At 65.5% G+C, this 11,392-nt stretch carries 10 protein-coding genes; 8 read left to right on the top strand and 2 right to left on the bottom strand.

The features are described from left to right. The first annotated feature begins 7 nt into the window (after positions 1-7). From DCO45_RS12560 to DCO45_RS12540, 5 genes are all read left to right on the top strand, one after another. Positions 8-820 carry an IclR family transcriptional regulator gene (locus DCO45_RS12560; RefSeq protein ID WP_116926157.1) on the top strand — a complete coding sequence of 271 codons (813 nt, stop codon included), beginning with the start codon at positions 8-10 and terminating at the stop codon, positions 818-820. Positions 821-868: 48 nt separating this feature from the next. After that, the gene (locus DCO45_RS12555) at positions 869-2,143 is read left to right on the top strand and encodes a DUF3108 domain-containing protein (RefSeq protein WP_116926156.1); all 1,275 of its coding nucleotides are present in this window, start codon (positions 869-871) and stop codon (positions 2,141-2,143) included. Positions 2,144-2,326: 183 nt separating this feature from the next. After that, positions 2,327-2,632 (top strand): DUF3567 domain-containing protein, encoded by a 306-nt coding sequence (locus tag DCO45_RS12550; protein WP_021027590.1) that lies wholly within the window; start codon positions 2,327-2,329, stop codon positions 2,630-2,632. 123 nt (positions 2,633-2,755) lie between these two features. After that, positions 2,756-3,178, top strand: coding sequence for a MerR family transcriptional regulator (locus tag DCO45_RS12545; RefSeq protein ID WP_116926155.1), 423 nt, complete (start codon positions 2,756-2,758; stop codon positions 3,176-3,178). After that, positions 3,171-3,560 (top strand): carboxymuconolactone decarboxylase family protein, encoded by a 390-nt coding sequence (locus DCO45_RS12540; protein WP_116926154.1) that lies wholly within the window; start codon positions 3,171-3,173, stop codon positions 3,558-3,560. Before DCO45_RS12545 ends, DCO45_RS12540 begins: the two co-directional genes overlap by 8 nt. Here the strand turns inward: DCO45_RS12540 and DCO45_RS12535 are convergent, their stop codons facing one another. Then, positions 3,561-4,334: a helix-turn-helix transcriptional regulator gene (locus DCO45_RS12535; RefSeq protein WP_116926211.1), complete on the bottom strand. Its 774-nt coding sequence runs from the start codon at positions 4,332-4,334 to the stop codon at positions 3,561-3,563. Positions 4,335-4,439: 105 nt separating this feature from the next. Here DCO45_RS12535 and DCO45_RS12530 point away from each other — a divergent pair, with 105 nt between their 5' ends. Beyond that, positions 4,440-5,645 (top strand): MFS transporter, encoded by a 1,206-nt coding sequence (locus tag DCO45_RS12530; protein ID WP_116926153.1) that lies wholly within the window; start codon positions 4,440-4,442, stop codon positions 5,643-5,645. 111 nt (positions 5,646-5,756) lie between these two features. Here DCO45_RS12530 and DCO45_RS12525 read toward each other — a convergent pair whose 3' ends face one another. Beyond that, positions 5,757-8,222, bottom strand: coding sequence for an adenosylcobalamin-dependent ribonucleoside-diphosphate reductase (locus tag DCO45_RS12525; protein ID WP_116926152.1), 2,466 nt, complete (start codon positions 8,220-8,222; stop codon positions 5,757-5,759). A 703-nt stretch (positions 8,223-8,925) separates the two neighbouring features. On the opposite strand from DCO45_RS12525, the gene purU reads away from it, so the two are divergent. Both purU and DCO45_RS12515 read left to right on the top strand, forming a co-directional pair. After that, complete coding sequence (gene purU, locus DCO45_RS12520; RefSeq protein ID WP_116926151.1) at positions 8,926-9,771, top strand: formyltetrahydrofolate deformylase; 846 nt, start codon at positions 8,926-8,928, stop codon at positions 9,769-9,771. A 76-nt stretch (positions 9,772-9,847) separates the two neighbouring features. Next, the gene (locus tag DCO45_RS12515; RefSeq protein ID WP_116926150.1) at positions 9,848-11,353 is read left to right on the top strand and encodes an FAD-linked oxidase C-terminal domain-containing protein; all 1,506 of its coding nucleotides are present in this window, start codon (positions 9,848-9,850) and stop codon (positions 11,351-11,353) included. Positions 11,354-11,392: the final 39 nt, after the last annotated feature.

Genomic DNA, 11,392 nt, shown 5'->3' with positions numbered 1-11,392 from the left:
TACCGCCATGGACAAGGATCGTGCAGGCATTCAGTCAGTCGAGGTGGGATTTGCGCTGTTGCAGGCGCTGGTGGAGGCCCGTGGGCCGCTGGCACTCAAAGACCTGGCGCAGGCCGCTGCGATGCCGGCAGCCAAGGCCCACCGTTATCTGGTGAGCTACCAGCGCAGCGGCCTGGTCAAGCAGGAGGCGGCCACCTCGCGCTACGACCTGGGCCCGATGGCCTTGCAGCTGGGGCTGGCGGCACTGCGCCGCAGCGATGCGGTGCGGCTGGCGCGCGAGCGCATGCCCGATTGGCTCGACCGCCTGGGCCACACGGTGGCGCTGGCCGTCTGGGGCAACCATGGCGCCACCATCGTGCACTGGGAGGAGCCGCCCCACGGCACCACCGGCCACCTGCGCCTGGGCGATGTGATGCCGCTGCTCTCATCGGCTACCGGGCGCTGCTTTGGCGCCTGGCTGCCCGCCGCACGGACCGAAGCCGCCCTGGAGCGCGAGCTGGCCCAGGCGCGCCTGGCCGGGCGCAGCGACCTGCCCCAGACCGCCGCCGCCGCGCACCAGCTGTTCGCCCAGGTGCGCAGCCAGGGCACCGCCTGCGTGGTCGACACCCTGCTGCCCAGCGTGGTCGCACTGTGTGCGCCTGTCTTCGATGCGCGCGGCCAGTTGGTGCTGGGCATCACCAGCCTGGGCACGCAGGCCACATTCGACCCCGCCCCCCAAGGCGCGATCGCCCAGGGCCTGCAGACCATCGCCGCCCAGCTCTCGCACGCGCTGGGTTACAGCGGCACTGAACCAGGCGGTCAGGCCCTGCAGCCAACCTAATCCAGCTGCCCTGTGGGCCTGCGCAGCAGGCACTACACTGGGCGTCTCATGCGCCAACGCCCCCTCATCCTGCTGACTTTTGCCGTGCTGGCCGCCCATGGGCTGCTGCTGGCCTGGCCCGGGGTGCAGGAGGCGCTGAGAAAGGCGCGCATCACCGGCAGCACCCCCAAGGAGCTGCGCTTTGAGGTGCGCCAAATAGCCCCACCGCCCCCGGCTGCCGTGCCGCCTGCACCCACGCCGGCCTCCAGGCCCAGCGTGGCGCAAGCGGCGCCTGCCGCCCCCCGGCCCCAGGTCCAAAAAGCGCCGCCAGAACAGACGCCCGCCAGCCGCGCGAGTGTGGGCCCCAAGTTCCGGGAAGCGTCCACCGAAAAACCAGCCACCTCGGAGGCAGCGCCCACCACAGAAGCCGACGCGGCACCCACTGCCCCTTCGGCTCTGGACCAACTGCTCGCATCCGGCGAAGCGAGCCCCGCGCCCATGCCGGAGCCCATCCCCGGCTCTGCGGCCGATCTGCAGCCGCTCCATGCCGTTGCAGACCAGGGCGATGCCAATCCCAGCGCCAGTCCATCCACCTCGGAGGCCAAGGCCGAGACGGAGGCGCCCAGTGCTAGCGCCAGCGAACCCGCGCCCGCGATAGGCATTGGCAGCCCCGGCTATGCCGGCCCGCTGCCAGCGATCAAGCTGCCGCCCTCGGCGCGGCTGCAGTTCCAGGCCAAGGGCTCGGCCAAGGGCTTCCAGTATTCGGCCAAGGCGCAGCTGACGTTCAAGTCCGATGGCCAGCGCTACCAGGCCGAGCAGGAGGTGTCGGCCTTTTTGATGGGCAGCCGCAGCCAGACCAGCAGCGGGCTGATTACGCCCCACGGCCTGGCGCCCCAGCGTTTTGTCGACAAGGCGCGCAAAGAGCGCAGCGCCGAGCTCGATGCCCCGGCAGCCCGTATCCGCTACAGCGACGGCGACGAGCCCCAGGCCGTGAGCGCTGGCGTACAAGACCGGCTGTCGATCTTTTTGCAGCTCTCGAGCATGGTGGCGGCCAACCCCGAGCGCTATGCGCCGGGCAGCACGGTGGCGATCAACGTGACCAGCGCGCGCAGCGCCGAGGTCTGGACCTTTGTCGTCGACGGCCCCGAAACGCTGGATCTGCCCGCCGGGCCCACCCCCAGCTTGCGCCTGACGCGCCAGCCGCGCAAGGGCCAGGACCAAACGGCCCATCTCTGGCTGGCCCCGTCGCTGCAGTACCTGCCGGTGCGCATCCGCCTGTCCCAGTCCAATGGCGATTTTGCCGATCTGCAACTGCAGGCGGCAACGGTGGACAGCCCGCCTTGAACCGCCGCGCTGCGCGGCTTTGTACGACAAAGCCTGCGCGATACGTCCCTGATTTGCGACGTTTGGCCGTAAAAAGGGCGCCAATTGCCAGGAATGCCATCAAAACCTGCTACAACGGACATGTGGACGCAGACTTGCAAATCCGCAAACTGCCACCACCTGCACTTCACAAGGAGGAACATCATGCAAATGATTTACGACTCGGACTCTTTTGTGGTGTTGCACCTGACGCCAGAGCTGCCCCTGTCCAACGATGGTGCTTCCGTCACCAACCCCACCGTTACCGAGCCGCTGCGCCATCTGCAGCGCCAGGGTTTTGAGATTGTGGACAAGCGCAGCGGCAAGGAGCTGTACCTCGATGGTGCCTGGGCAGAAATGTTCCACCAGCAAATCCAGGCCTGGCAAGCCAATGCGCCGACGGAAGAAGAAGTCGAGGCCACACTGGACCGCTATACCGGCCTGGCCCAGCAACCGGTGATCGTGCACTAAACGCCGCACCTCTCGCCCCCCATCCCCGCTGTTTGCGTACCCTCCAGGCGCAAACAGTTTTTTTTGCCCAAAAGCGGCGGCGACGCTTGACTTAGAGTGCGCTCTAACTTCGACAATGCCTGCATGGAACCACCCCTCAGCATTGAAGAAGCATCGCAACGCACCGGGCTGAGCGCCCACACCTTGCGCTATTACGAACGCATTGGCCTGATTGCCGCCGTAGCGCGTGCGGCCGGCGGCCAACGCCGCTATGCCGCAGCAGACCTGGCCTGGCTCGCCTTTCTGACCCGCCTGCGCACCACCCGCATGCCCATCCAGAAGATGCGCCTGTTCGCCCAGTTGCGCAGCACCGGCGATGCCACCGTGCCAGCGCGGCGCGCCATGCTGCAAACGCACCTGGCCGAGGTGCAGGCCGAAATCACCGCGATGCAGCAAGCCGCCCAGGCGCTGCAAGACAAGATTGCCCACTACCTGGCGCTGGAAAGCGCGGACTCTGCGCCGCCCCGCAAAAACGCCGCTCCAAAGAAGGACCCGAACCATGGCTGAAACCTCCCGCTACCAACGTGGCCTGGACAAGCTGCGCGAGATAGATGGCCATGCCGGCGAACAGGTGGTGGCCAGCCTGGCCGGTATCGCGCCTGACTTTGCGGATTACCTGATCGAATTCCCCTTTGGCGACATCTACAGCCGCCCGGGGCTGGACCTCAAAAGCCGCGAGATAGCCACGGTGGCCGCCCTCACCGCGATGGGCCATGCGGCACCGCAGCTGAAGGTGCATATCCAGGCGGCACTGAATGTGGGTTGCAGCCAGCAGGAGGTGGTGGAGATCATCATGCAGATGGCCGTCTATGCCGGGTTTCCGGCCGCGCTCAATGGCCTGTTTGTGGCCAAGGAGGTGTTTGCGCAGCATCCTGCACCTGGCGCCTGATCAGCGGAAGAACCCCGACGGCGTCTGACCGAACTGGCGCTTGAACATGGTGGCAAAGGCGCCCGGGCTGTCATAGCCCAGCGCCAGCGCCACATCGATCACCTTCTGGCCCTGTGCCAGCCGCTCCAGCGCCTGCAGCAGCCGCGCCTGCTGGCGCCAGCGGGCAAAGCCCATGCCGGTGTCGCGCAGAAAGAGGCGCTGCAAGGTCTTGGGGTCCACCTCGAAAAAACGCGCCCAATCAGCCAAGGTGGCCTGATCGTCGGGCTTGCGCTGGATATGCCCGCAGATGCGCTGCAGCCGCGGGTCGGCCGGGCTGGGCAGGTGCATCGGCAGCACCGGCAGCGCCTGCAGCTCGTCGAGCAGCAGCCGCATCAAGCGGCCATCGCGTGAATCGGGCGCGTAAGGGATGTCGATCTGCATCGCCGCGCGAATCAGCTCGCGCAGCAGCGGCGAGATGCCCACGACCTGCGCCTGTTCGGCCAGACCGGGCGCGGCATGGGGGCGCACAAACAGGCTGCGCATGCGCACCTCGCCGATATGGCGCACCTGGTGCTCGGTACCCGCCGGCATCCAGATGCCACGCGTGGGCGGCACGATCCACTGGCCGCCGTCGGAGGCGACCAGCATCACGCCATGCACCGCATGGATGAGCTGGTGGTGGAAAGGGTGGCGGTGCGTGCCGGTGCTGCTGCCCGGCGCGTAATCGGTGGCATGGCAGGCGATGGGCACAGGGCTGCGCTCCATCTCCTCCAGCGTCTGGAAGTAGTAAGGCATCAAATGTCCGTTTTGCGAAGACTTTAGCCCAAAATGCGCAAGACAGGCAAATGGCCCGGCCCTAGCATGGCGGCTTTGTCTTGAACCGCACAGGCCCATGCCGCCATGAACTCCTCCCTCGCCGCCCATCCCGCCCAGCGCCAAGCTGCCCCGCCCCGCACCGCCTTTGGCGTGCTAGGTGCCATCAGCACCGCCCACATGGTCAACGACATGATGCAGTCGCTGATCCTGGCGCTCTACCCCATCTTGCAGGGCAACTTCCAGCTCAGCTTCAGCCAGATCGGCTTTATCACCCTGGTCTACCAGGTCACCGCCTCGCTGCTGCAGCCGCTGGTGGGCCTCTACACCGACAAGCGCAGCACGCCCTATTCGCTGCCGCTGGGCATGTGCTTTACCTTGGGCGGTCTGCTGCTGCTGGCCTTTGCGCCCAACTACAGCACGGTGCTGGTAGCCGCCGCCCTGGTAGGCACGGGCTCGTCGATCTTCCACCCCGAATCCTCGCGCGTGGCCCGCATGGCTTCGGGCGGCAAGCATGGCATGGCGCAGTCGCTGTTCCAGGTGGGTGGCAACACCGGCACGGCGCTGGGCCCGCTGCTGGCCGCAGCGGTGATCGTGCCTTTTGGCCAGCGCAGCATTGCCTGGTTTGGCCTGGCGGCGCTCGGCGGCATTGCGCTGCTGGCCTGGGTGAGCCGCTGGTACGCCGTGCAGCACCGCGCGGCCAAAGGCGCGCGCACCCCGGTGGCCAATGGCCTGCCGCGCTCGCAGGTGCTGGGCGCCGTGGGCGTACTGCTGGTACTGATCTTCTCCAAATACTTCTACATCGCCAGCCTCTCGAGCTACTACACCTTCTACCTGATGGCGCACTTTGGCGTGGGCGTGCAAAACGCGCAGCTGCTGCTGTTTGTCTTTTTGCTGGCCTCCGCCGTGGGCACGGTGGTGGGCGGCCCGATTGGCGACCGCATCGGCCGCAAGCCCGTGATCTGGGCCTCGATCCTGGGTGTGGCGCCGTTCGCGCTGATCCTGCCTCACGCCAGCCTGGCCTGGACGGTGGTGCTCACCATCATCATCGGCCTGGTGCTGTCTTCCGCGTTCTCGGCCATCCTGGTCTACGCGCAGGAGCTGATTCCCGGCAAGATCGGCATGGTCTCGGGCCTGTTCTTTGGCCTGGCCTTTGGCATGGGCGGCCTGGGCGCCGCCGTGCTGGGCGTTATCGCCGACCGCAGCGGTATCGAACAGGTCTACGCGATGGCCGCCTACCTGCCGCTCTTGGGCATGGTCGCCATCTTCCTGCCCAAGGTGCCGCAGCGCTGATGCCCGTCTGAGAACCTGTTCAAAGCAGCCTGAAAACACCAACGCCCGGTCTTGCGACACGGGCGTTCTTCGTTAGGGGGCAAGGCGCCAGGTTCAGCCCCTGCTTCAGGCTTAGCCGCAGGCACCCACTGCACCACAGGAGGTGCAGTACTCGCAGCCATCTTTGCGGATCACCGCATGGGCGCCGCATTCGTTGCACTTTTTCCCAGCCATGGTCTGCATCGCCTGGCTCACCACGGGGGCGGGCACGGCCGGGGTCAGGGTGGAGTGGCTGATACCTGGCAGGTTCTGCTGGCGGCGGCGCTCCAGGATTTGCTGCACCGCGTAGGCGATGGCGGACACTTCCGAGTCATGCCACATCGGCACATGGGTGCCATCGGCGCGCTGGTAGGTACCCAGGCGCACGGGGCCCCGGTCCCAGGCGACCTTGCGCATGTCGGCCAGCGCACGCTCAAGGAAACCACCGCGCGCGGCCAGCGACAGCAGGCGCATGCTGGAGGTAATCCACTGCTGCGACTCGCCGCTCTGGCCCACCGGCATGAAGAACTCCACCGCGCGGTCCACCATGCTCTTGCCGTCGGCGCTGGGCACCGGCAGGAAGGAGACGATGATGTAGAGGCGCTGCTGGCCTTCCTGCGTCCAGTACTCGACCTTGTCGGCCACGGCGCTGAGCTCGCCCTCGGGGCGGCGCTCGATCACCAGCTTCATCGGGTCCACGACCGCCGCTGCCGGGGCCTTCTCGGCGGCTGGGGCCTCGGGCTTGGCGGCCGGCGTGGTCTCCAGCACCGCACCCAGAATGCTGTTGGGGCGGTAGGTGGCCAGGCCCTTCAGATTGGCGCGCCAGGCCTGCAGGTACAGGTTCTTGAAGTCCTCGTAGGGATAGTCGGCAGGGATGTTCACCGTCTTGGAGATGGCGGTATCCACATAGGGCTGCACGGTTTCCATCATCGCCAGGTGCTCGGTGGCCGACATCTCCAGCGCCGAGACAAAGTAGGCAGGCAGCTGCTCCACATCACCGCCCAGCTCGCGGTACAGGCGCCAGCTGTGGTCCTCGACCTGGTACTGGCTCTTGCTTCCATCGGCCTCGCGCTTGTTGCGCGTGTAGGTCCAGGAGAAGGCTGGCTCGATGCCATTGGAGGCATTGTCGGCAAAGGCCAGCGAGACGGTGCCGGTGGGCGCAATCGACAGCAGGTGGCTGTTGCGGATGCCGTGTTTTTGGATGTCGTCCTGGATGTCCTGGGGCAGGCGGCTGGCAAAGGTGCCCTTGGCCAGATAGCCCTTGGCATCGAACTTGGGGAAAGCACCCTTCTCTTTGGCCAGGCCGACCGAGGCGCGGTAGGAGGCATCGCGCATGCATTCGGCAATGCGTTTGGCCATGTCACGGCCTTCCTGGTCGGAGTAGCGCAGGGTCAGCATCGTCAAGGTATTGCCCATACCGGTAAAGCCCACACCAATGCGGCGCTTGGCGGCCGACTCCTCGCGCTGCTGCTCAAGCGGCCAGAAGGTGGCATCCAGCACATTGTCCAGCGCACGCACCTGGGTGGCCACGACCTGCTCGAAGCTGTCGAAATCAAAGCTCGGCAGGCCGCCAAAGCCAAAGGGGTTGCGCACAAAGCGGGTCAGGATGATGGGGCCCAGGTCGCAGCAGCCGTAGGACGGCAGCGGCTGCTCGCCGCAGGGGTTGGTGGCGGCAATGCGCTCGCAGTAGCGCAGGTTGTTGTCGTCGTTGATGTGGTCGAGGAACAAAATGCCCGGCTCGGCAAAATCATAGGTCGAGGTCATGATCGTGTCCCACATCGCCCGGGCACGCACCGTCTTGTAGACCCACTGGCCGTCATCCCGCAGCACCGCGCCTTCGGCGCGCAGCTTGGCATTGGGCTTGCCGCTGTGCACCAGCTGCCAGTCGGCATCGTCCACCACCGCCTGCATGAAGGCATCGGGCACACCCACCGACACATTGAAGTTGTTCCAGCGGCCCGGCGTGCGCTTGGCGGTGATGAACTCCATCACATCGGGGTGGTCGATGCGCAGCACGCCCATTTGCGCGCCCCGGCGTGCGCCGGCCGATTCCACCGTCGAGCAGCTCTGGTCAAACACATTGATATAGCTGCAAGGGCCCGAGGCCATCGAGGCCGTACCCTTGACCTCGGCGCCCCGGGGGCGGATGCGCGAGAAGTCATAGCCCACCCCGCCGCCGCGCCGCATGGTCTCCGCCGCTTCGCGCAGCGCCTCGTAAATGCCGGGGTAGCCTTCGTCGTCAAAGCCCTGGATACAGTCGCCCACCGGCTGCACAAAGCAGTTGATCAAGGTGGCCTGGATGTCGGTACCGGCGGCCGACATGATGCGGCCCGCGCCAATGGCGCCGGCATGCAGGTTGGCGTAGAACCTGGCTTCCCATTCGGCCTGCAGCTCGGGCTTTTCCACCGCCGCGAGCGCGCGTGCGACGCGGCTGTACAGGTCTTCGATGCTGGACTCATCACCCTTGAAGTACTTCTCCTTGAGCACATCCAGGCTGATGGCCTGGGGTGCCTGGGCAGCCAGGGCCTGGGGAGACGGGGTGATGGTGTCGCGTTTCATCTGTTAAATCCTCAAAAAATCGGTCGTGTGCCCGCAGATCACGGCGATGGCCGCCCCTGGGGCAGCACTGGCGCCAGACGACCCGCACCCCGGCCCCATGCAGCGGGACATGGCGCTCGGGCATGCCCACGGTCAGGGCGGCAGTTTGGTGAAATCGATAGGCCAATCCAAACTCACTTGGGGTTGGAGACCAACTGCCAATCTACCCCCAATTGCCGAACATGAAAACCACGAAACCACCCTTGTGGTGTGGCTGCATACCCGCTTGGACTGATTGCGGAAATGCCGTGCTGCCAACGCCTGGAAAGCGAGGAAGCGCTTATCCACCATCCTTTTCAAAGCCGCACGGGTTCTGGTCGATGTCTTTGATTTTCTGCAGTTTTCCGGGTCAGCTGCTTGCCCAGATGACCACAGGATGACAGAACAATAAATTTATAATCTTGACGTTTATTTACAAAGTCGGAACCTCGTTTTACCAGGGTATAAAACCAAATCCCGACTGGGGAACTCCCCAAGGGATCCTCGGCAAAAATCCCTGCCATGGTCTGAATGCGGGCTCGGGCGATCCGCTGCGTTGCCTTCCTTGTCAATAGCTCGCTATTGACTGCGAAAGACGCCTTGCGCCTCATCCCGATCCGCATCCATCCCATTGGGCGAGGGTTTTACCGAGGATCCCGGGCCAACGCTGCGACAATGGCAGGTTATGACCAACGCTTACATCCTCACTCTCTCGTGCCCTGATCGCCGGGGGCTGGTCCACGCGGTATCCGGATTCCTGCTGGAGCACGGCAGCAATATTGAAGAAGCCGCCCAGTTCAACGACCCGGCCACTGGCCTGTTTTTCATGCGCGTGCGCTTTGCCAGCACCGGCGCTGCCAGCCAGCTGCGCGAAGACCTGGATGCCTTTGCAAAGCCTTTTGAGATGCACTGGCGCCTGCATGCGGCCGATGAAAAAATCAAGACCGTCATCATGGTCAGCCGCCAGGGCCATTGCTTGAACGACCTGCTGTTCCGCTGGAAGGAAGGCCTGCTGCCGATCGACATCCGCGCCATCGTCAGCAACCACCGCGATTTCTACCAGCTGGCGGCCAGCTACAACATCCCCTTCCACCACATCCCGGTGACGGCGGCGACCAAGGCCCAGGCCGAGGCCAAGCAGTTCGAGATCATCGAGGCCGAAGGCGCCGAGCTGGTCGTGCTGGCGCGCTACATGCAGGTGCTCTCCAACGACCTGTGCAGCAAGCTGTCGGGCCGTGCGATCAATATCCACCACAGCTTCCTGCCCAGCTTCAAGGGTGCCAAGCCCTACTACCAGGCCCATGACCGGGGCGTGAAGCTGATTGGCGCCACCGCCCACTATGTGACGGCCGACCTCGACGAAGGCCCGATCATCGAGCAGGATGTGGCCCGCGCCTACCACACCGACACCGTCGAAGACCTGACCGCCCGCGGCCAGGACACCGAGAGCCAGGTGCTGGCCCGCGCAGTGAAGTGGCACAGCGAGTACCGCGTGCTGATGAACGGCCACAAGACGGTCATCTTTCGCTGATGCCCCCCCGGGGCGCTGCCGGCAGGCGGTTGCCCCGGTGACCGGCACGCTGCCCGCAACTTGCTACAGTGTGGGCATGAGCCAGGTTGACCTCTCCACCCCCCCAGCGGCCTTGACCGAGCGCGCAGAACGCCAGCGCGAAGTCGTGGCCGCCCTGCGCAAGCTGCTGCCCGACGACTGCCTGCTGTGGCACGACGAGGACACCACACCCTATGAATGCGATGGCCTGACGGCCTACCGCCAGCGCCCGCTGGTAGTAGCGCTGCCCGAGACCTATGCCCAGGTGCAGGCGGTGCTGCAGGCCTGCCATGCGCTGCAGGTGCCCGTGGTGGCGCGCGGCGCAGGCACCGGCCTGTCCGGCAGTGCACTGCCGATTGCGCTGGGCGTGACCCTGTCGATGGCGCGCTTCAACCAGATCCTGCACATCGACCCGGCCGCCTGCACGGCGGTGGTGCAATGCGGCGTGCGCAACCTGGCCATCAGCGATGCTGCGGCACCCTACGGCCTCTATTACGCGCCTGATCCATCAAGCCAGATTGCCTGCACCATTGGCGGCAATATTGCCGAGAACTCCGGCGGTGTGCACTGCCTCAAATACGGGCTCACGGTGCACAACGTGCTGCAGATCAAGGGCTTCACCGTCGAGGGCGAGCCCATCGAGTTTGGCAGCCAGGCGCTGGATGTGCCGGGTTACGACCTGCTGGCCGCGGTGATCGGCAGCGAGGGCATGCTGGCCGTGGCCACCGAGGTGACGGTCAAGCTCATTCCCAAGCCGCTGCTGGCGCGCTGCATCATGGCCAGCTTTGACGATGTGCGCAAGGCGGGCGATGCGGTGGCCGCCGTGATTGCCGCCGGCATCATCCCGGCCGGGCTGGAGATGATGGACAAGCCAATGACTGCTGCCGTCGAGGACTTTGTGCATGCCGGCTATGACCTCAGCGCCGAAGCCATCTTGCTGTGCGAGAGCGACGGCACGCCCGAAGAGGTGGCCGAAGAGGTCGCCCATATGAGCCAGGTGCTGCGCGCCGCAGGCGCCACCGCCATCAGCATCAGCCAGGACGAAGAAGAGCGGCTGCGCTTTTGGAGCGGCCGCAAGAACGCCTTCCCCGCCAGCGGCCGCATGAGCCCAGACTATATGTGCATGGACTCGACCATTCCGCGCAAGCGCCTGGCCGATATCCTGCTCGCCATCCAGCAGATGGAGAAAAAGTACCAGCTGCGCTGCGCCAATGTCTTCCATGCCGGCGACGGCAACCTGCACCCGCTCATCCTGTTCGATGCCAACGACCCCGACCAGCTGCACCGCTGCGAGCTGTTTGGCGCCGACATTCTGGAGACCAGCGTTGCCATGGGCGGCACCGTCACCGGCGAGCATGGCGTGGGCGTGGAAAAGCTCAACAGCATGTGCGTGCAGTTCTCGGCCGAGGAGAACGCGCAGATGCTGGCCTTGAAAGCCGCATTTGACCCGCAGGGCTCGCTGAACCCCGGCAAGGTGATCCCGACCCTGAACCGCTGCGCCGATTACGGCAAGATGCTGGTGCGCGCGGGCAAGCTGTCCCATCCCGATCTGCCACGCTTTTAAGCCGCTGCAGGCGTACCGCCATGTCCGCCCTTCGCTGAC

This window comes from Comamonas sp. JNW (assembly GCF_003105075.1).
In the GTDB taxonomy this organism is placed as follows: domain Bacteria; phylum Pseudomonadota; class Gammaproteobacteria; order Burkholderiales; family Burkholderiaceae_C; genus Comamonas; species Comamonas squillarum.
Note: the sequence above shows the minus strand (reverse complement) of the source record. Positions and strands in the feature narration are given on the sequence as shown.

Coding starts and splice junctions, on each gene's coding strand:
- DCO45_RS12560 (WP_116926157.1), top strand. CDS start 8: ATGGACAAGGATCGTGCAGGCATTCAGTCAGTCGAGGTGGGATTTGCG.
- DCO45_RS12555 (WP_116926156.1), top strand. CDS start 869: ATGCGCCAACGCCCCCTCATCCTGCTGACTTTTGCCGTGCTGGCCGCC.
- DCO45_RS12550 (WP_021027590.1), top strand. CDS start 2,327: ATGCAAATGATTTACGACTCGGACTCTTTTGTGGTGTTGCACCTGACG.
- DCO45_RS12545 (WP_116926155.1), top strand. CDS start 2,756: ATGGAACCACCCCTCAGCATTGAAGAAGCATCGCAACGCACCGGGCTG.
- DCO45_RS12540 (WP_116926154.1), top strand. CDS start 3,171: ATGGCTGAAACCTCCCGCTACCAACGTGGCCTGGACAAGCTGCGCGAG.
- DCO45_RS12535 (WP_116926211.1), bottom strand. CDS start 4,334: ATGCCTTACTACTTCCAGACGCTGGAGGAGATGGAGCGCAGCCCTGTG.
- DCO45_RS12530 (WP_116926153.1), top strand. CDS start 4,440: ATGAACTCCTCCCTCGCCGCCCATCCCGCCCAGCGCCAAGCTGCCCCG.
- DCO45_RS12525 (WP_116926152.1), bottom strand. CDS start 8,222: ATGAAACGCGACACCATCACCCCGTCTCCCCAGGCCCTGGCTGCCCAG.
- purU (WP_116926151.1), top strand. CDS start 8,926: ATGACCAACGCTTACATCCTCACTCTCTCGTGCCCTGATCGCCGGGGG.
- DCO45_RS12515 (WP_116926150.1), top strand. CDS start 9,848: ATGAGCCAGGTTGACCTCTCCACCCCCCCAGCGGCCTTGACCGAGCGC.